The 20,015-nt window shown below is 37.8% G+C and carries 18 protein-coding genes; 6 read left to right on the top strand and 12 right to left on the bottom strand.

All coding sequences use genetic code 11. The features are described 5' to 3' along the window. Positions 1–281 precede the first annotated feature (281 nt). On the top strand, positions 282–740 hold the full coding sequence (locus tag QZ562_RS01100; protein ID WP_293755780.1) for an RNA-binding protein: 459 nt from the start codon (positions 282–284) through the stop codon (positions 738–740). Between the two features lie 71 nt (positions 741–811). Here QZ562_RS01100 and QZ562_RS01095 read toward each other — a convergent pair whose 3' ends face one another. Next, entirely contained in the window at positions 812–2,206 is a 1,395-nt protein-coding gene (locus QZ562_RS01095) for a DUF5610 domain-containing protein (protein WP_293755778.1), read from the bottom strand. A gap of 194 nt (positions 2,207–2,400) precedes the next feature. Between QZ562_RS01095 and trmA the strand changes: the two genes are divergently transcribed. Continuing rightward, positions 2,401–3,498, top strand: coding sequence for a tRNA (uridine(54)-C5)-methyltransferase TrmA (trmA, locus tag QZ562_RS01090; RefSeq protein ID WP_293755776.1), 1,098 nt, complete (start codon positions 2,401–2,403; stop codon positions 3,496–3,498). A 22-nt stretch (positions 3,499–3,520) separates the two neighbouring features. Here the strand turns inward: trmA and fabR are convergent, their stop codons facing one another. Further along, entirely contained in the window at positions 3,521–4,132 is a 612-nt protein-coding gene (gene fabR / locus QZ562_RS01085) for an HTH-type transcriptional repressor FabR (protein ID WP_293755773.1), read from the bottom strand. A gap of 165 nt (positions 4,133–4,297) precedes the next feature. On the opposite strand from fabR, the gene QZ562_RS01080 reads away from it, so the two are divergent. Next, positions 4,298–5,434 carry a fatty acid desaturase gene (locus tag QZ562_RS01080; protein ID WP_293755770.1) on the top strand — a complete coding sequence of 379 codons (1,137 nt, stop codon included), beginning with the start codon at positions 4,298–4,300 and terminating at the stop codon, positions 5,432–5,434. Positions 5,435–5,723: 289 nt separating this feature from the next. Here the strand turns inward: QZ562_RS01080 and QZ562_RS01075 are convergent, their stop codons facing one another. Next, a complete protein-coding gene (locus QZ562_RS01075) occupies positions 5,724–7,955 on the bottom strand; it encodes an EAL domain-containing protein (protein WP_293755767.1) in 2,232 nt (743 codons plus the stop codon). Between the two features lie 214 nt (positions 7,956–8,169). Here QZ562_RS01075 and QZ562_RS01070 point away from each other — a divergent pair, with 214 nt between their 5' ends. Then, the gene (locus tag QZ562_RS01070) at positions 8,170–9,069 is read left to right on the top strand and encodes a TIGR03899 family protein (protein WP_293755764.1); all 900 of its coding nucleotides are present in this window, start codon (positions 8,170–8,172) and stop codon (positions 9,067–9,069) included. A 44-nt stretch (positions 9,070–9,113) separates the two neighbouring features. Here the strand turns inward: QZ562_RS01070 and QZ562_RS01065 are convergent, their stop codons facing one another. The 9 genes from QZ562_RS01065 to pspA form a co-directional block, all read right to left on the bottom strand. Next, complete coding sequence (locus QZ562_RS01065; protein ID WP_293755789.1) at positions 9,114–9,872, bottom strand: phosphoadenylyl-sulfate reductase; 759 nt, start codon at positions 9,870–9,872, stop codon at positions 9,114–9,116. Then, the gene (cysI, locus tag QZ562_RS01060) at positions 9,850–11,580 is read right to left on the bottom strand and encodes an assimilatory sulfite reductase (NADPH) hemoprotein subunit (RefSeq protein WP_293755761.1); all 1,731 of its coding nucleotides are present in this window, start codon (positions 11,578–11,580) and stop codon (positions 9,850–9,852) included. The genes QZ562_RS01065 and cysI overlap by 23 nt, the downstream gene beginning before the upstream one ends. After that, the gene (locus QZ562_RS01055; protein ID WP_293755757.1) at positions 11,580–13,388 is read right to left on the bottom strand and encodes an assimilatory sulfite reductase (NADPH) flavoprotein subunit; all 1,809 of its coding nucleotides are present in this window, start codon (positions 13,386–13,388) and stop codon (positions 11,580–11,582) included. The genes cysI and QZ562_RS01055 overlap by 1 nt, the downstream gene beginning before the upstream one ends. A gap of 97 nt (positions 13,389–13,485) precedes the next feature. After that, positions 13,486–14,244: a TIGR04219 family outer membrane beta-barrel protein gene (locus tag QZ562_RS01050; protein ID WP_293755754.1), complete on the bottom strand. Its 759-nt coding sequence runs from the start codon at positions 14,242–14,244 to the stop codon at positions 13,486–13,488. Between the two features lie 3 nt (positions 14,245–14,247). Continuing rightward, on the bottom strand, positions 14,248–15,240 hold the full coding sequence (locus QZ562_RS01045) for a DUF2333 family protein (RefSeq protein WP_293755751.1): 993 nt from the start codon (positions 15,238–15,240) through the stop codon (positions 14,248–14,250). A gap of 8 nt (positions 15,241–15,248) precedes the next feature. Continuing rightward, positions 15,249–15,680, bottom strand: a complete 432-nt coding sequence (locus tag QZ562_RS01040) for a copper chaperone PCu(A)C (RefSeq protein ID WP_293755748.1) — start codon at positions 15,678–15,680, stop codon at positions 15,249–15,251. Between the two features lie 97 nt (positions 15,681–15,777). Then, a complete protein-coding gene (locus QZ562_RS01035; RefSeq protein ID WP_293755704.1) occupies positions 15,778–16,110 on the bottom strand; it encodes a hypothetical protein in 333 nt (110 codons plus the stop codon). Between the two features lie 10 nt (positions 16,111–16,120). Further along, entirely contained in the window at positions 16,121–16,321 is a 201-nt protein-coding gene (locus QZ562_RS01030) for a PspC domain-containing protein (RefSeq protein ID WP_293755701.1), read from the bottom strand. Positions 16,322–16,405: 84 nt separating this feature from the next. Further along, entirely contained in the window at positions 16,406–17,065 is a 660-nt protein-coding gene (pspA, locus tag QZ562_RS01025; RefSeq protein ID WP_293755698.1) for a phage shock protein PspA, read from the bottom strand. Positions 17,066–17,579: 514 nt separating this feature from the next. Here pspA and QZ562_RS01020 point away from each other — a divergent pair. Continuing rightward, positions 17,580–18,200: a DNA-J related domain-containing protein gene (locus QZ562_RS01020; RefSeq protein WP_293755786.1), complete on the top strand. Its 621-nt coding sequence runs from the start codon at positions 17,580–17,582 to the stop codon at positions 18,198–18,200. 686 nt (positions 18,201–18,886) lie between these two features. Beyond that, complete coding sequence (gene mnmH / locus QZ562_RS01015) at positions 18,887–19,969, top strand: tRNA 2-selenouridine(34) synthase MnmH (protein ID WP_293755696.1); 1,083 nt, start codon at positions 18,887–18,889, stop codon at positions 19,967–19,969. The last annotated feature ends 46 nt before the right edge of the window (positions 19,970–20,015 follow it).

Raw genomic sequence — 20,015 nt, 5'->3', positions numbered from 1 at the left:
TGCAACATCGAGGTTTACCCTGTGATGTTGCGAGTGACCTAAGTGGTCTCCCTTGAAGCGAGGGCGCATTATAGATACATCAGATTCCTATGCAAGCCCTAATTTACAATTAACGTTTAAGTGCTTATTAATTACTCAAATACTATAAACAGCTCTATTATGGTTAAGAATCAATAAAAGGATAGCTGATACTCAGTCTTACTGTTGCGAAAAACATATAAATGAGTACCATAAGTTTGCTTTTAATCTTATAACTATAAAATCTTTCTAGGTAGAGCCACATGAATCCATCTTTTATTATGAATATCTTTGTCACAGTCATTTTCGCTATTGTTCTTTATTTTATTTTGCCCATCGTCGCCTCTGGTATGAATTCTCAATTATCTGCAGTTATCGGTGTCTTAATCGGTGGCATATTAATACCAGCTATAATAAAGCTGTTCCCAGCTCCTAGTTCATCAAGTGAGCAAGACTCAACAAGTGAAATATCAACTCTTTATGTCGGTAACCTTCCATACCGCGCCGATGAGGATGCGGTACAAGAACACTTTGAACAACAAGGAACGGTTGTGTCTGTTAGGTTAATGAAGGACCGCCGCACTGGAAAAAGAAAAGGCTATGGGTTTGTTGAAATGAATGCAGATAGTGCAGCCAAGGCAATTAAAAATTTAAACGACTCAACATTTCAAGAACGTACTTTAAAAGTTCGACTTGCCAAAGAAAAAATTGAAGAAGAATAGACTTTATTGAGTATCTAAAAAAGCCAGCATGATGCTGGCTTTTTTAGATGCTATCCATTAGATAGCTAAGATTACTTTTTTGGTTGATAACCTACAGGCAGATTGTCTACGAGTTTTTGATTGAAAATATTAAATCGATTAATAGCAGATATTAAATCTGGTGTAGCCACATCCTCGCCTAGTCTATTAATCAATTCATTAATTATATTTTCATAAGACTTATTATCCTCTAGTTGCAAACTTGACCCATCAAGCACGTTTAACAGTTTATTTAGATAATCAGTGACCGGTTTAACTGCTTTTGCAGGGTTGGAATCAACACCGTCTTGATCAAATCTAGAAACTGTTTCATAGGCTTTAATAACTTCAGTATTTTCTATTTTTGTAAGCTGTAACGCAAAACTGGACAACTCTTGTTCGTCAAACCCCAATTCTAGTGCTTGCTTAAAAGCAGTCTCGATATCACCATTAAAAAATTCTTCCGCAAGTTCATTTGCGTCAGATACTAGTTGACCAATGGCTTTGAGTTCTTCTTGAGCTAATTCACCTCTAACCGAAAAAGAAAATGAACTCTCCTGATAAAAAACTACATTTTCTTCTACTGATGTAGAGCTGGATTTTGATTCTTGTACCTGATTAGCTTTCAAACCTGGCTTTTCTATTAAATCAATATCCGAGGTTGCTATGTTATTTACAACTGGAGGTACATCATTTTTAACTGGTTGTGACACTCTCACCCCTTCAACTTGAGGTATTTCTTTAGAGAGTTGTTGTACTTGCTTCTGACTAAATTCGATTCTTTCAAAGTCTTGAAAAGTAATATTTACACTGTCGCCGTCTCTTGTGGTGATACTTAGCTCACCTGATTCTTGACTTACCACGGATTCGCTTGTGAAGTTAACATTAGGCTTTGATAGTTCTTGTGCTTCTAAAACTTCTGGATTAAATATATCGCGCTTTAAATTAGTAATGCCCTCTTCAACTAGGCTTTTACTTTTGCTGATTCCATTGGCAATTTCTTCATTCATGAAGCCTGCTAAATCTTGTTCTGCTAGCTTTATGCCTTTAAGTACACCTGATGATGCTTGCTCAAAAAGACTATTCAATTCATCTACATCAGCTCCTCTATTTTGGGCATTCTTTATTGCACCACCTACAAAATTGAGAACATTTTTTGCAATTTTCTCAAAATCAAATGCTGTGGCTTCATTACCCACACCATCGGATACAGAAAAGTTAGGTTTTTGCCTATCAACTACCAAGTTATCGTTTAGCGAATTCGAATATAACCGCACACCCAGAGAAGTACTAAAGCTAAACTTATCTATTTTTTGCGACGCTTGATCATGTTGTCCACCTTTAGCTTGTTTTAAACCAGTTTCTCGTAACTGGTTTTGAATGCTGTTTTCATTACCTAGGTGTTGTGGCTGTTCACCCAAAAAGGCTTTTATTTGACTAATGTTCATGGCAGATACCTCACTATCTTAACAATCCATCTATGCTTAACTTACACAATCGGCAACTTCTGCTGAATACTTTAGTTTAATCTATATAAATATTATTATTAACGTAAGGTTTAAATTTCCTTATATATTGCAGAATGGGCAAAAACACTTTACCTTGCGCAGATTTATCCCTCCCCTAATGATTGAGGCAATACATGCGGCCAACTGATATTCAGGCAGACAAATATGTTGAACAACTAAAAACCAAAACAAATATTATTAAGGAAAGTTTTGCTCAACTTCCTATGCCTGCATTAGAAGTGTTTGAATCAGAACCTTTGCATTATAGATTACGTGCAGAGTTTAGGCTGTGGCACGATGGTGATGATTTACACCATGTTATGTTTGATCAGACTACAAAAGAAAAATATCAGGTCCACCATTTCCCTCCAGCTAGCAAGCTTGTTAATGATGTTATGAGCAATATGCTTTTGTTGCTCAAGAAAAATGAAACAGCACGAAGAAAGCTTTTTCAAATTGATTACTTAGCCACACTCAGTGGTGAAATCGTCGTATCTTTGCTTTACCACAAAAAATTGGATGAGGTATGGACGCATGAAATGCAAAGCATCCGAACAGCATTAAGACAAAAATTTAAAATAGACATAATTGGTCGTGCAAAAAAACAAAAAATCATTCTTGATAAAGATTATGTAACCGAAAGATTATTAATCAATAAACGCAGATTCACGTTTAAACAAGTCGAAAATAGTTTCACTCAGCCCAATGCACAGGTCAACATTATGATGATAGAGTGGGCTCTAGATATTACTCAAAATAGCCAAGGTGACTTACTCGAACTTTATTGTGGTTCAGGTAATTTTTCTGTTCCCTTAGCACAAAACTTTGAAAAAGTATTAGCCACAGAAATATCCAAAACATCCGTAGCTGCAGCCCAAAATAATATTGTCAAAAATAATATAGATAACCTTAAAATTGTTCGTATGTCGAGTGAAGAATTTGTTCAGGCACAACAAGGAGTGCGTGAATTTCGTCGTTTAGAGGGCATTAACTTAAATGATTACCAATTCGATACCGTATTAGTGGACCCTCCTCGTGCGGGCTTAGATGACAGTACTTTGGATATGGTTAGCCAATATGAAAATATCGTGTACATTTCATGTAATCCAGACACTCTAAAACTTAATCTTGACATACTATTACTCACACATTCCGTCACAAGATTTGCACTATTCGATCAGTTTCCTTATACACATCATGTGGAGTGTGGTGTTTACTTACAAAAAAAGTAACACACCACTGATTGGAGATGGGTTAACCCGACGTTTGATCGGCTTTAGCTTGTAAAGCACCATTAACGACAAACCTTAATTGTAGTTTTACACGTTCTGCCACATTAGCTTTTTGCTCATCGGAAGCATCAAGTGCTTCCGCTCCGGCGCTAAACACCAACTTAACCATCGCTTCGGCTTGTAAATTAGCGATGCTGTATGGCAAACCTGTAGTAGATATAGTGTAGTCGGTTAGTTCAACATTAAAATGTTTTATTTCCCGCAGTACCGCGGCTCTAAAAGCCATTGAAGTGCCTGTGTGTTCTCGTAAAAGTAAACGAAAAACATTATTGTTAGCAGATATAAATTCCATAAATGTATCTACTGAGATATTAATTACACCACCGCCAGAGGCAATTCTCACTCTGGCTTGACGCATCAGCTGACGCAAGGCTAGACCTGCTTCGTCGACTAACGTTAAGCCTAGTTCGTCAATATCTTTAAAGTGACGATAAAAAGAAGTAGGCGCAATACCTGCTGCACGTGCAACTTCTCTAAGGCTGATACTCGACATACTTCGTTGTTCATCTAACAGCGAAAATGCTGCTTCAATAATAGAACGTCGAGTCCGTAATTTTTGTTCTTGACGGTTCACTGGCTAAACCTAGTTTTGATGACTTGTTCAAGATGCACAGAATACTAACTTGAAAAAAGCAAAACACATACCGAAGAAATATCTCTTTATACACATATATGACTTGCGAAACATAAAAGGCAACGTAATATAGCGTACACTTGTAAGCTGAATTTAATGTATTAAATGAAAAAACCACGCCTACTGTTAACCAATATATTAGTTTTTACCATTACTGGGCTTATAGCTACAGTATTAATGCCTCTTGAAGCACTGATAAATGGTTTCGATGCCTTTGAAATAACTGCATGCGTTATATTAATTTACTTTTCAGGTATGTCGATTACTGCCGGTTACCATCGATTGTGGTCTCACAAATCCTACGATGCCAACAGTTTTGTTAAAGTCGTGTTGGCGATAGGTGGGGCGATGTCACTGCAAAACAGTATATTGCATTGGTGTTCAGATCATCGTATCCACCACAAACATGTTGATGATAACCAGCATGACCCTTATTCAGCAAAAAAAGGATTCTGGTACTCACATATCGGTTGGATGTTGAGAGAGTATCAAATCCAGCGTTATGCTGATTACAGTAATTGCCGTGATTTACAAAAAGATACTGTCGTGATGTGGCAACATAAGCACTATTTAAAAATCATGTTAGGGGCAAACTTTGGTATACCGTTGTTACTAGGATTGATGAACGGTGATATTTGGGGCATGTTGTTACTGGCTGGCGTTTTTCGCTTAGTAGTTGTGCACCACGTCACTTTTTTCATCAACTCTCTAGCCCATATATGGGGTAGACAACCTTATACTGATAAGAATAGTGCCCGGGATAACGATATACTAGCTTTTTTCACTTTCGGTGAGGGTTATCACAACTTTCACCACATATTTGAATACGATTACAGAAATGGTGTCAAATGGTGGCAATTTGATCCAACAAAATGGTTAATCAAAGGTTTATCGATTATTGGCTGGGCTAGTAAACTTCGTCGTACACCTGAAGAGAGAATTGAAAAAGCAAAAGCTGCTATGCAACTTAAACTAGCTCAGGAAAAAGTATCTAAACTTGCGAATGCAGATGAAATACTTGCTAAAGTGCAGGTTGAGTACGAACTCTTAGCGCAGCGTATGACCGACTATTACGCAGCTAAAAAACAACTCATGGCAATCAAAAAGCAAAGCTTCAAACGCAGCTATGAAAGCCTTGAAGTTCATTACAGATACAAAGAATTAAAACAAAGCTTAGCTATACAAAAGCAGAAGTGGTTACACATCAATCAATTTGATTTTTTACCTATAATGACTGAATAGCTCTCACAAAAATTAAATTTAGAAGGCCTCATTCAGAGGCCTTTTTTTTTACGAAAAACCTTTTTGAAGCACGCAACACTGAATATAAACAATTTTATCACTGAGCATCATTACTTTGCATAAAGTAGCTAATATTTACCTTTCTATTCAGACACCTTTACCATAATTAAATTCCAATCTGATTATGCCCATTGAGTGTTATTAGCGTTTCAGAAAAATGCCTCGAAACTTACCATTTAATATAAAATGCACTCAATGTCTTGAAAACGCCAATCAATATAAATACAGATTACTGATCTTGCGATAATAAAAATTCTAGCAGTTGTTCATATGGCATAGGTTTCGCAAATAAGTAACCTTGGGCTTCATCACAGCCTAACTCCAACATGTAACTAGCCTGTTCTCTTTTTTCTACTCCTTCTGCAATTGTCGATAAACCAAGTTTATTACCCAAGGTCACTATAGTCTCGGCTATGAAAGCCGATTTACCGGGTGTAATTTCGTTAACAAAGGAACGATCGACTTTTAACCGGTCAAGGGGTAATTGTTGTAGATAACTCATAGAAGAAAAACCAGTACCAAAGTCATCAATCGCTACCTTGACTCCAAATCGCTTCAACTCTTTTAAAGCTTCAATCACAATTTGTGGCTCATCCATAACAACACTTTCAGTAATTTCTAGTTCTATCATATCTGGTGCAACAGCAGATTCTGTAATGATATTTTTTACACGAATAACAAAGTTAGGGTCTCTGAATTGCGGCATAGAAATATTGACCGCCATTCGCAAGCCTGTGTATCCTTGTTTGGACAATGCATTAAGTTTTCGACAAGACTCTTCCAAAACCCAGATACCAATATCAATAATCAAACCTGAATACTCAGCTAGTGGGACAAATACAGTAGGCGAAATATAACTTCCATCAGACATTGGCCAGCGTAACAAAGCTTCCATCCCAACGATTTTTTCAGACACTAAATTAACTTGGGGTTGATACCAAAGCTGCAACCTTTTCGCTTCTAAGTCCCGATTTAGTTGCCTGATCGTATCCAAACGCCAAGTTGTTTCTGCCTCCATCTCAGGCGCATAATATGCAAAGTTAGTATTTAGGCTTTTCTTAGCTTGATTTAGGGCAATATTACTATGCTTAAGGATATTGATACCAGTCTGCATTTTCCCGTCTAATCGGCAAAAACCAAAAGACGCCGATAATGGTAATGTATGCTCCCCTCCTTTAAATGGAGCCAAAAACATCTCATTCAGTGTTTGAGGATTGACAAAAAAATCAGGGCCAATTAAACCAAAAACGTCTGAGCCAATTCGGCCCATTTTTACTTTATCTAAGAAGGTCTCTTCTAAGCGTTGAGTGACTGCTAGCAGAGTACTATTACCGACATCTTGGCCCAGTCCATCATTGATGTCTGCAAAATGATTAATATCAATTAAAGCAACAACTGAATCTAAGCTTTTATTTTTAGCATCACTACAACCATCCAACATATTAATAAATTCACTACGATTAGGCAGCTTAGTTAACCAATCTTTAAAAGCAGCCGTACGGAGCTGGTGAAATAAATTAGCATTTTCATAACCTATAGAAATACTTGATAAAAACACCTCAAGCAGTTGTTGATCAACTGTACTGATCTCGCTACCTATCTGCAGATAAACGGCCGCATCATAACCAGAGCTATTAATATAAAGCACAGAAAATTCTTGCTCAAATATATGTTTTTTAAGTTGCAAACACGAATTAACAAATTTAACTATTTGTGCATTGTGTAAATTTTCTAAACTTTTGTTGATGTAGGGAGCAAACTCACCAGCAGCGCCAAGCACATAAATACCATCGTCTTCTTTATCCAACACTGAGCCTGCTTTTGCACAGACAATCCCACCGGCCTCTAAACCAATAAGCGAACTAATTTGAGTTACCACCCCTTCACAGAAACTTTTAACAGAATTTTCTTCCATTAAATTTGCCGATGACACTATAATTTTTTGTAAACCTTGACGGCTTTGGTTAATTGACAATATTTGTTGATAAGAACGCAAAGAAGCAATAATAGTTGTCACTAGTTTACTTCGCGTAAGCTCTGTTTTAGTTTTATAGTCGTTGATATCATAATCTTTAATAACTTGCTCTTCAGGGGCATATCCAGGCTGCCCGGTGCGTAGAATTATACGTGGTTCTAAAATTTTCATTTCTTCGCGCATTATTCTTGCAACAGTCAAGCCAGCATCATCAGCCTCCATCACCACATCTAGCAAGATAATAGCTATAGATGACCCCATGCTTTCAATTATTTTTAACGCTTCAGAGCCTGAATAGGCATGGATAAAGTGTAAGTTTTTATCATTTAGGACCAGATCAGATAGGGCAAGTCTTGTAACAGAATGAATTTCTTCGTCGTCGTCGACGACTAATACATTCCACACACCAGTAATCTCTGATATGTCTGAGGGTGTATCTTCTGATAAAAAAACCAGCTCATCATTTTCGTATTTACTAGGTGTCATTCATAGTCCGTCAAGGTCGAATATATGCTGTCAGTAGCTATCATGCCTTGCTTTTTACATTCCTTTGACTACGGTACCAAGCAAAGAAAGATATTTAAGTGTTATTTAATTAACTATTATTGATTAATATTTGACGTTTTTATTTGCTCACGCAATATGTATTGAAGCAGTATACAGCTTAACCAAGCAAATTTTTATTAGTGTTTAACGTTTTATGAAAATTGAGTCTAATTCTCCGCCCATTATAAATAAATTAAAACCAATGCCTTCGCAAATAGCAGCGGCAGGTGTTAGTGAGACTAAAACATTATCAGAAATTAAGTTGAATAGGCAATCAAGCCAGCAACGTATTATTAATTGGTTTTCCCAAGTGGGTGTTCAAAGTGATAGTAGTCCTTTAAAAATGTCGACTAGCAATGAAAGAATACAACGCAAGAAAGAGGTGTTAGAACAGAGGAAATTAATTAACTTAGAAAAAATTCTAGGCAAAGCAATAGACTTTTGCCTAGATGATGGCAAAGAAGAAGAATTAGATCCCGACTGGTTTTTCAGTTTTGTGAAAATGGCGGAGGAAATTTTTTCTTCCACAATGCAAGAGCTATGGGGGAAAATATTTGCAGTTGAAACAGCAAGACCAGGAAGTTTCTCGTTAAAAACCTTAGGTATGTTGAAACAACTCACTCAAAAAGATGCACAAATCTTTCGCCATGCAGTCAATCTAGCAAGTAAACGAAAAGGTGAATCTACACCTAAAATTTTGCTAGGTTATTATCAAAAAACCAATCTTTGGTCGTTTTTTAGTTCGAATAAAGAACATCGACTTAACTTGGCTGAATTTGGCTTAGGCTATCCTGATATTTTGTCGTTAATGGACTTAGGTCTAATACATCATAGTGAGATTGAATCTGGTGAACTACCCCTAGATATCTCAACAGAATGGCGTTGTGCTGGGCAAACACTATATTTAACAACAAAGCGAAAGGGTACAATATTGGTATACTATAAATTTACTACGACTGGTGCAGAATTATGTAAATTGGTAACCCGAAAGCAACAAGATGCTTATGTAAAGTCACTGAAAAACACCTTATCCAATGCTTTCAATTTAGTCTAAATAACATTGAAGACACAATAGAAATGAATCACTAAAGCTCACTACTAAATTCCATCGCCAAATTCATGTAAACCACATTCTCTTTTTAATCCAAAGAAACGAGTATCTTGTTCAGTCATACCTTCCTTTAAAGAGAGCGTGCTATGCCAGTCACCGATAGACACATAACCTTTTTCCCAAAGAGGGTGGTATGGCAGCTTATGTTCCTTTAAATATAAGTGAACATCTTTGTTTGACCAATTGATAATAGGATAAATCTTATATTGATTTTTCAACTGCTGAACAACAGGTAAAGTTTCTCTCATATCAGACTGGCTTCGACGCAACCCAGCGAACCAACTTTTTATTTGTAAATCATTTAATGCGTTTTGCATGGGCTCAACTTTATTCAGCGCGTTGTATTTTTCAATACCTTCTATACCTTGTTGCCACATCTTTCCCATACGAGCTTCTTGCCATGCAGAAGAGACATCAGCCCTGTAAACCTTAAGATTTAAGTTTAAACGTCGTGTTAACTCATCGACAAACTGATATGTTTCAGCAAACAAATAGCCTGTATCTGTCAGCACAACTGGTACATCAGGATACTGCTGCGTCACCATATGTAACATAACAGCAGCTTGTGCCCCAAAGCTTGATGACAACATAAAGTTATGAGGTAAATGTTCTAATGCCCAGCTCACCCGTTGTTCTGCAGACTGTTTTTCTAGGACAATATTAGCTTGTGCTAAGTCGTTATCTGAAATGCTTAATGCGACACTGTCTACAATGCCTTCACTGTTAGATTGAATAGCTTGGGTCATCATAGAAGTCCTTGGCTGAGTCAATTACAGGTTTAACCACTTCAGCTCTGATAAGAAAGTCGCCAAAAGCTTCGTTAGAATTACGCTCTTTAGACCAACGTCCAATTAAGGTGTCTAATTCACTCATAATTTCTTTCTCATCAATATTTTCACGATACATCCTAGGGATCCGAGTACCTTGACGATCACCACCTAAATGAAAATTGTATTTGCCTGGCGCTTTACCTACCAAGCCCACTTCGGCCAACATAGCCCGACCACATCCATTAGGACAGCCGGTAACACGATAAATAATACTTTCATTCTGCATACCATGCTTGGCTAGTAACTTTTCAATTTCTGTCACTGCATCGGGTAAATAGCGTTCTGCTTCAGCCATTGCTAATGGGCATGTAGGTAAAGACACACAGGCCATTGAATCTTTGCGCTGCAAGCTCACATTATCAGCCATTAGCCCATGTTCGCGCGCTAACTTTTCAATATATACTTTTTGATCGACTGGGACACCCGCAATGATCAAATTCTGATTGGCCGTTAGCCGAAAGTCACCTTTATGTATCTTGGCAATTTCAGCACAACCGGTTTTAAGTGTTTTGCCCGGGTAGTCTAAAATACGGCCATTTTCAATAAATAACGTAAGATGATGTTTGCCATCCACGCCTTCAACCCAACCAATTCGGTCACCACGTGAAGTAAACTCGTAAGGTCGACTCTTTGCAAAACTAACACCTGAACGTTTTTCTACTTCTGCCTTAAAGTTTTCAACACCTACACGCTCTAATGTATATTTTGTTTTTGCATTTTTACGGTTTACTCGATTTCCCCAGTCACGTTGAGTAGACACCACAGATTCTGCTACAGCCAATGTATCCTCTATATTGATATACCCAAAATCATCTGCTTTGCGTGGAAAAGTAGATGTATCGCCATGTGTCATGGCTAAGCCCCCGCCCACTAAAACATTAAAACCCACTAGTTTTCCATGTTCAGCAATAGCCACAAAATTCAAATCATTGGCATGCACATCTACATCATTTTGTGGTGGGATAACCACTGTAGTTTTAAATTTGCGAGGTAGGTAGTTATTACCTAAAATAGGCTCTTCTTCCGTTGTTTCTGATTTTTCACCATCTAACCAAATTTCTGCGTAAGCGCGTGTTTTAGGCAGCAAATGTTCACTGATTTTCTTCGCCCATTCATAGGCTTCTTGATGAACTTCAGACTCGATTGGATTTGATGTGCACAACACATTACGGTTTACATCACCTGCAGTGGCGATAGAGTCGACACCGACTTGATTCAGCATTTGATGCATAGACTTAACGTTGGGTTTTAACACTCCGTGGAACTGAAAAGTTTGACGTGTAGTGATACGTATACTGCCGTAAATACTTTTTTCTTTTGCAAATTTGTCTATTGCCAACCACTGCTCAGTGGTAATAATACCACCAGGTAACCTAGCTCTTAACATCACATTTTGTAGCGGCTCTAATTTTTGTTTAGCACGCTCTGCACGAATATCACGGTCGTCTTGCTGGTACATGCCATGAAAGCGAATGAGCTGAAAGTTATCGCCAACAAATGCACCTGTTAAATCATCGGTCAAGTTTTCTGTGATAGTTCCACGTAAAAAATTACTTTTATCTTTTAAACGTTCGTTATCAGCTAACTTGCCTTCAACTATAAATTTTTTGTGGTCATTACTCATTAGTAAACATCCTTCTGGTAACGTTTGGCACGACGCAAGTCAGAAATATATTGTTCAGCTTGCTCTTCACTTTTAGCGCCATGTTCAATCACTATTTGCACTAAAGCGTCTTGTACGTCTTTGGCCATATGATTTGCATCTCCGCACACGTATAGGTATGCACCTTGTTCGAGCCACTGATAAAATTCAGCACCTTGTTCTAGCATACGATGTTGCACATAAACTTTTTCTTCTTGGTCTCTAGAAAATGCCAAGCTTATTTTGTTGACTACACCGTCTTTAACAAAACGCTGCCATTCAGTTTGATACAAAAAGTCCTGAGTATAATTTGGGTTACCAAAGAATAACCAGTTTTCGCCACTTGCTTCTTCTGCTTCGCGTTGCTGCATAAAGGCCCTAAAAGGCGCAATACCTGTTCCGGGACCAATCATGATGACAGGTATACTGCCGTCATCGGGTAAGCGGAAATTGTCATTCCTTTCAACAAACACGTTCACTTCGCCACCCTCATCTAAACGAGTAGACAAAAAGCTAGATGCTCCACCTTGATGAGTATGGCCATGAGCATCATACTCAACCAAAGCTACCGTCAGATGCACCTCGTCTTCAACTTCTGCTTGACTGGAAGCAATAGAATAGAGTCTCGGTGTAATGTTTCTTAACGTCTCAACAAATTGTTGAGCATCCACCTTGGCTGGAAATTGTCGCACAACATCGATGATTTGGCGTTGAGATAAATACTCACGTAGTACTGACTTGTCTTCCAATAAAGCATTAAGTTCCACGTTGTCAGCATATTCTGCATATCTGCTAGCAAATGTTGGATAACTTTGCGTTAACTCTACTTTATTAACCAATACATCGTTAAGGCTAAAAGCGTCACCTGACCAATTAATAGAGACATCACTTTCTAAATCAAGCATTGTGATTAATTCGTCAACTAGGCTTGCATCATTTTTAAACCAAACACCCAATGAATCACCTGGGCGATATTGAATACCTGAATCCTCAAGAGATATTTCAATATGGCGGATATCTTTAACAGAATCTCGGCCAGTTATTTTCAGACTTTCAAGCAAGGTTGCTGTGTAAGGGGTTTTTTTAGTATATTGAGTTAACGCTTCGACACTCGTTCCTACATCTAACGATGCTGCAATTGAGCGTGCACTTATTGCGCTTAAGTCGTCTTTTACCTGATGTATGACGGTTTCGAACCAAGTCGCAACCACTGAGTCGTAATCGACATCACAGTCAACACGTTCGGTTATTCTGGCTGCGCCTAAGTCTTGTAGGCGTTTATCAAAGTCTTTTCCGGTCTGGCAGAAAAACTCATAACTGGTGTCACCTAAGCCTAAAACAGCAAAGTTTAAATTATTAAGTTTAGGCGCTTTATTCCCAGCAAGAAAACTATGCAATGACACAGCGTCATCTGGGGCTTCTCCTATACCATGGGTGCTTACAATAATTACCACATGGCTTTCTACTTTCAGTTGCTTCAACTTATAGTCGGCCATGCTAGCTATCTTAGCAGGAATATTTATCGCATCTAATTTTGCTTTAAATTCCAGTGCAACAGATTTAGCATTGCCAGTTTGAGAACCATACAAGATAGTTAAGAACTTTGCAGGAATACTATCTTGTTGAATTGGAGCATTAGGCTGAACGGTTTGCGCCAACCCAGCTAAGTAACCACTCAACCAGGTAAGTTGTTGTGGATTAAGAGCGGCCGTAGCCTGATTAATTTGAGACCACTGGTTTTCATCCAAACCTGCGGCAAGCCCAGTGGCTTGATTTATTACTAAAGACATATAATCGCTAACCGTTGTGAATACAACTAGAGATTAACGATATATATACATAACTGGAAAGAATAAAAACTAATTTTTTATAACTAAATCAATAAAATTAAAAGTGAACTTCTAATCCAGCGAAAAAACCTTTAAATTCTAGATCCGCATAGACGTTATCTAAATTATCAAGTTCTAGTGTTATCGCTCTATAACCAATTTGAAAGGTCAGATCTATAGCTAAACTCTCAATCAAACTGTAAGTAACAGCTGCTTGATAATCTGACAATGTCTGGTCATCAACACTCAAAAAACTGCCCTCTACAAAAGCACCAAAACCCGTAAATGGTATACCCAATGCCAGCCTTGAATAAGCCATAGGTATGGGACCTGAGAATTTTTCTCTTGCAGAGTTAGAACTATCCTCATTGTCAGTGACGAATAAGTCTCCATCAATGTATTTGGCGTTAAGACCTAAATCGAAGCTAATTAAATCATTGTCAAATAACTCATAATATAAAATGAAATCTGTAGCGATTAATTCGACGTCAGTAATAAGATTACTACTGGAAGCATACGTTTTACCGCCAAAATCAAAACTAGTATCTAAGGTAGTCTCACCGTTAGTGTCTATAACAGTTCTCTGTAATTTGACATTTGGGATAAGTGGCACGGGGTGTTCAAAGGCAACATACAGGTTTGAATTTGCCTGCTCATCGAAATTAAAGTTGGCATTATCATCATTACTTGAAAAGCCGCCCGAGGTCTGCATATTCCAAGTTTGGGCACCTGCATATAAACCAAGTAATGTATCTGCATCACTTTTATTGCTAAGACACAGGATAATAAGTCCAACAAATACCACTATATTTTTCATAATTTAACCTTGATTCAACAATTCACTTAATTCAATTAAGGCAGCATTCGCCCGAGAAATATAGTTTGCCATGACTAACGAATGATTGGCCAGGGTACCAAAACCACTGCCATTTAATATTATTGGGCTCCACAGAGACTCTTGTGTTGCCTCGAGCTCTCGAATAATTTGTTGTAAACTAACCTTGGCATTCTTTTTCTCAAGCACATCAGAAAAATCCACTTCTACAGCTTTTAAAAAATGTAATAGTGCCCAACTGGCACCCCTAGCCTCATAAAAATTATCATCTAACTGCCACCAGCTTGTTTTTTCAGCCAACCTATTTGCAGTTGGTGTAGACTGGATAGCCTGGGCGTCGCCTGCTAAATTTGTATCGAGTCGTTCTTGACCGACGCTGGCGCTTAAACGTTGTGAAAAACTACCTAAACGTTTTTCCAGCTGTTTAAGCCAATCCCTTAAATTATCTGCTCGAGCATAGAACTGTCCCTGTTGCTGGCGGCTATCAGATAGGCTACTTCTATAAGCATATAAATTATCGATACCGTCCTGATACGCAGATTCTGAAGAAGGCAATATCCAGCTTAGGTTATTGATATTGAACTGCGGCTGAGCTTTAGTTAAAAAGGGATTTTCCAGAGATTGGCTTTGTGAACGACTAAAATCTTGACGCATTGCCAGCGCCAAATCTCGAGTCATTTCTAACGCGCCAAACTCCCAGCTAGGCATGTTGTCCATCATCACGCTTGGAGGCAATACATCATTTGATAAATAGCCACCAGATTTATTAAGCAAAGTCTCAGTGACTTTAATTAAACTAGTTGTAATTGTGTAACCCGCCACAACAGATTCATTTCTTTGGCTAGCTTGCTGCTTTGCAAGTATCTCAGGGTCAAATAGCTCAGGCTCGAGGCTCCAGTAGACTGACAAAATCCATAACAAAAAAATAGGAAGTACAACTGCGCTTAACAGCCATTTTGGGGCAAGATATTGTTTCATTTTTTCTCCTAATGATGAGAGTGTGCAGATGGTCGAGCAACGCTGGCGGTTACGCTAATAGATTTACCCTCTTTTGTGAGTAATCTGAATACGACTGATTTTCCTTCGCGCAACGGCTGTTTAAGCCCAAACAGCATGATATGTAAGCCACCGGAAGAAAATTTCACACTCTCACCTGGTGATATAACAACTTCAGACTGCTGTTGCATGCTCATCATACCATCCACCAGCACATGGTTATGTATTTCTGCTTTAGCAGCAAAATCCGCCGATACACCAATCAGGGTTTGACTTGTGTCCGATTGGTTTTGGATAGAGAAATAAGCAGCTGTGTTTGGGACACCCGGAGGCAATAACCTAACCGTTGCGTCTGTCACTATTACTTCAGCGTGAACCACACCCACTACTAAGCCACACAGTAAAACAATCAATCTAATCATAAACCACCCACAGATAAAAAATATACCCAATTATTCAGCAATTTAATTAACATGCCAATCATTAAACACAAATGTTTGGCTAAGGTTGTCAATTATATCAATAGACAACTGTTTGTTTATCCCTTACCAAAAGAAAAATAACCAAAGTAACCAATATAATTGGCCAAAAAACACTTAGTCCAGCAACAAACAAACCAATACATAGGGTCACTAAAACAAAAGCAATGGCGGCAAAAATACTAAACGCCACTATAAACCCCATCGCGACCATTATTGCCACTATGCCTGTGAGCACAAGTATTGAAGCTACAGGTTCAAAATCATGTTTCGCAAATGAAATATGTAAATCCAACCACTGAGTGGCTAGATGGCCTAGGCTGTATGTCAACACAATAGCTATCAAAACAGCCAGGATCATATTCTTGAACATAAAATTTTCCTTATCTACTTGGGATTAGGAGTGTGGCAGTGATGTAGGCAATCGCAGTGACGGTTGGTAATGTTATTAAGCAGACTATAGCCACTAAACGAACTAACAATCTGGGTACGCTCCAATGTCTAGCTAAACCAGCGCATACACCCGAAATTTTACTATGTGTTGAATCTTTATATAATTTGTTAACTTCAAAATATCGTCTCATGTTTTTCTCCTACTAGTTTAGGTTCCTAAAGCTAATTGTTAGCCACAAATGTTGATTTGCCATTAACAAGATAGTGCATCAAAGCTATGCAACTTTTTTACGTAAAAATTCTAGCTCTTGCTCAATTTGACTTTCAGCTTCAAGTTGATTGAATTGTGCATCTAAACCTTGCGATTCATCCACTAAATCGTACGCATCAATTTGTGACTCTAAATCATCAATTCGACGTTCATATTGCTCAAACCGGATGATCGCATCATCAATTTTGACTGAATGAGCCCTATTTTTGATGGTCATACGCACCGCTACCGATCGCTCTCTGACAATGAGAGATTTTTGCTTGGCTCTGGCTTCCACTAGCTTATCTTGCATTTTTCCCATATCAGCTTGTAACTTAGCTAGAGAATCTTCAACTGTATTTTGCTCATCTGTTAGAGCTGACAATTTCTGCTGACTATAGTGTTTTTCGACTAATGCTGCTCTGGCCAAGTCTTCACGATTTTTTTCTACTGCTAAAATCGCCTTTGATTGCCAGGCATTAATTTGTTTTTGCAGTTTTTCCGCTTGACGCTGAACCAGTTTCTTTTCAGCTAAATTTGTGGCTGCAACTGAACGAAGTTCAACTAATGTTTCTTCCATTTCTTGGATCAGTAACTTAATTACTTTTGCTGGATCTTCAGCCTTATCTAAGATGGCGTTGATATTGGCTTGTACTATGTCTGACATTCTTGTGAACATACCCACTTTGATTACTCCAATAAGATTAATGAAATTTTCTTAAAAGCCTATTCCAGGCACTATTTTAACACTTACAATTACAACTATTACAAGTGCTGTGCCAACTCAACAAATCCGCGTAACGATATGATTTACATATAGTTTACAAAACAATAAGAAAATTATTTTTTTAATTACTTCAAGGCTAACTAATAATTTAGTCAAATAGACTAAATTATTAGTTAAAATCACAGCTGTATTTTACATGTGAGGCATCGATATTATAAAATACAGAAATCTACTGGCTTTTCATGCATTCTTAAGTGGGGTAGCAGTCATTTTATTAATACATCTTAGTTATTTTTCTACGTCGTTCTGTGTGGTTGGTATAAACAATACGTCTACCTTATTGTTGCTAAGAATAGACGGTCGCTATATTTTGTATACATCTTTTGAGTGAAAACTTACAACATCAGCGTCTTCAAACTAATTGACAACCCGCTAGTAACAAAAAGTCGAAACGGAAATTTAATTGCCATACGTGTTTAACGAACTACAAACATTACTAAACGATACGCTTGCCACATTTCGTCCAGCATTTGAATTGGGGATCAGCGAGTATGAGCTGATATGTGCCTTAAAAAGTCCACCTTACTCAATATTTGATGAGGATGCTCTGTGTGACTCGTTGATGATGTTTCAAACACACTTTGTTTTATTTCACTGCCTTTATCAGTTGAGAAATCGGTGGCGCGAACAAAAAATAGGGGAGCTAGTGATAGGGTTGACAACCATTACCCTAAATCCTACTTTGGAGTCTTCCATCAACATAGAAACTGAAGACTCACTCGCAAACTATTACTTAGACTGGAGCAATCTTGGCTGTTCTAATAAAAATGATATTGAAGCTTTATTAGATAGTTTTTGGCAAAAAATGGCAGGAGCTGAATTAAATGCCAATATGTCTTTATCAGAACTTAAAAGAGTCTGTATTGTAATGGAAATTGAGTCGTTGGCGGACATCACCTTATTGGAACTCAAGCAGCAGTATCGAAAACTACAACATAAAAACCATCCAGATAAAGGCGGTAGTATAATAGCATCTCAGTCAGTATTACAGGCTTACTCCCAGCTACACAAATATATTAGCGTCAATAGTTAACAGCAAATAAAAATGCAGGTTACTGCTTATTGGGTTCCTACAACAGAACCTGAAACAGGCAACACGCTAATCTGTGCTATTGAACATTACAGTGAGGACGCCGCCGAGCAAAAATGGTAAATGTTTATCAACGATCCCGAATAGGTTAGTGCTTATCAGGCATCCATTGAAGATGGGACTTTGGTAAAAAGTATCGATGTTGTGTACATGAAAAAACTAATTTATCACCACAAATGTAAAATAACTTTTTTCTTGTTCATTTTTAAAAGGACATTGTTACAAGACAATAGATGATTTAAAACTATTTGTCGTATGTGCTTTTTTATATGGCATCCTCGTAACACCAGATATTAAATAATTATAATTAACTTGTTAACTTATTAACTTATTAACATGACATCCATGATTACGACTTTAGTTGTGACTAAACTTTTTGGATTGTTTATCGTATCAGTTTTGGAATCTTTATTGCCATATTTTTTGGGTCGTTCATTAGAACCGATTTTCCACATATAAACAGTGACATTGTCTATCAAGATTGTGATCATAGGAGAACTAATATCCTGTTGTATTAATTTATTAATTAACAATTCACTTGTTACTAGCAGTCGTTAAAGAGTTAAAATTCTTTGAGTTAATATCTAGTAACGCGCCATAAAACGTTTTACATCATCCGAGTCATTATTTTGCAACCTATCACCGACTTCAAACAGCTGTTTTTATCCGATACACCAATGATAGACGTGCGTGCACCTGTCGAGTTTGATAAAGGAGCTTTTCCTTCCAGCATCAATGCACCATTAATGAACAATGAAGAGCGTGAAGCTGTAGGTACCTGTTACAAAAAAAGCGGTTCAGATGCGGCGATTAAACTCGGTCATCAATTAGTTAATGGAGATATAAAAAATCAGCGTTTACAACAATGGGAAAATTTCACCAAGCAACACCCTGACGCTTGCATGTATTGCTTTAGAGGCGGTTTACGGTCTCAAATAACTCAGCAATGGCTCAATGAGAAAAGAATAGAGATACCTTATGTGGAAGGTGGTTACAAAGCTATGCGCACTTATCTGCTTGATCAATTGCACCTAAGGACTGATGAAGGTCAGTTTATTGTATTGTCAGGTAAAACAGGCAGTGGTAAAACAGAAGTCATCAATGAATGGCCAAACTCTATAGACTTGGAAGGCTTAGCCAACCATAGAGGCAGTGCGTTTGGTAAAACATTTGTAGCGCAGCCTGCACAAATTAATTTCGAAAATGCTTGGTCGGTAGCATGGCTAAAACGCAACCATGTCGACAATTCTCCAGTATTGATTGAAGATGAATCACACTTGATTGGTCGAGTTGTAATATTACCAGAATATATAGCAGCGACCAAATTCGCCAACAATATCCTACTCGAAGCCCCCTATGAAGAACGTATTGCTCGCATCCGTCGTGACTACTTTATGGATGCTTTCGAGCATTATCAAAAAAGTGACCCAGCTACGGCTTATGATTTATTGGATGGATTTATACGGGATGCAATATTACGCATTAAAAAACGCCTGGGAGGCGAGCGATTCACATTAATTAATGCAATACTAGATTCAGCCATTATTGTATTAAAAAATCAGAACCAATGGTCTGGTTTCGACGACATCATTAATATACTACTTAGTAAATATTATGATCCAATCTACGAGTATCAATACCAGCAAAAAGCTGAAAAAACTATTTTCAAAGGCACTCATGCTGAAATAATTCAATGGCTAGCCTCAAAATAGTGGTGTTTAAGAGTATTTTCATCGTTATGTGCATCTTGCGCTTTGA

The organism is uncultured Paraglaciecola sp. (assembly GCF_913058035.1).
Classification (GTDB): domain Bacteria; phylum Pseudomonadota; class Gammaproteobacteria; order Enterobacterales; family Alteromonadaceae; genus Paraglaciecola.
The sequence above is the reverse complement of the archived record's forward strand: the minus strand, read 5'-3'. Positions and strand labels throughout refer to the sequence as shown.

What these genes read in the sequence shown, in the direction of transcription:
- QZ562_RS01100 (WP_293755780.1), top strand. Translation starts at nt 282, where the DNA reads ATGAATCCATCTTTTATTATGAATATCTTTGTCACAGTCATTTTCGCT.
- QZ562_RS01095 (WP_293755778.1), bottom strand. Translation starts at nt 2,206, where the DNA reads ATGAACATTAGTCAAATAAAAGCCTTTTTGGGTGAACAGCCACAACAC.
- trmA (WP_293755776.1), top strand. Translation starts at nt 2,401, where the DNA reads ATGCGGCCAACTGATATTCAGGCAGACAAATATGTTGAACAACTAAAA.
- QZ562_RS01080 (WP_293755770.1), top strand. Translation starts at nt 4,298, where the DNA reads ATGAAAAAACCACGCCTACTGTTAACCAATATATTAGTTTTTACCATT.
- QZ562_RS01075 (WP_293755767.1), bottom strand. Translation starts at nt 7,955, where the DNA reads ATGACACCTAGTAAATACGAAAATGATGAGCTGGTTTTTTTATCAGAA.
- QZ562_RS01070 (WP_293755764.1), top strand. Translation starts at nt 8,170, where the DNA reads ATGAAAATTGAGTCTAATTCTCCGCCCATTATAAATAAATTAAAACCA.
- QZ562_RS01065 (WP_293755789.1), bottom strand. Translation starts at nt 9,872, where the DNA reads ATGACCCAAGCTATTCAATCTAACAGTGAAGGCATTGTAGACAGTGTC.
- cysI (WP_293755761.1), bottom strand. Translation starts at nt 11,580, where the DNA reads ATGAGTAATGACCACAAAAAATTTATAGTTGAAGGCAAGTTAGCTGAT.
- QZ562_RS01055 (WP_293755757.1), bottom strand. Translation starts at nt 13,388, where the DNA reads ATGTCTTTAGTAATAAATCAAGCCACTGGGCTTGCCGCAGGTTTGGAT.
- QZ562_RS01050 (WP_293755754.1), bottom strand. Translation starts at nt 14,244, where the DNA reads ATGAAAAATATAGTGGTATTTGTTGGACTTATTATCCTGTGTCTTAGC.
- QZ562_RS01045 (WP_293755751.1), bottom strand. Translation starts at nt 15,240, where the DNA reads ATGAAACAATATCTTGCCCCAAAATGGCTGTTAAGCGCAGTTGTACTT.
- QZ562_RS01040 (WP_293755748.1), bottom strand. Translation starts at nt 15,680, where the DNA reads ATGATTAGATTGATTGTTTTACTGTGTGGCTTAGTAGTGGGTGTGGTT.
- QZ562_RS01035 (WP_293755704.1), bottom strand. Translation starts at nt 16,110, where the DNA reads ATGTTCAAGAATATGATCCTGGCTGTTTTGATAGCTATTGTGTTGACA.
- QZ562_RS01030 (WP_293755701.1), bottom strand. Translation starts at nt 16,321, where the DNA reads ATGAGACGATATTTTGAAGTTAACAAATTATATAAAGATTCAACACAT.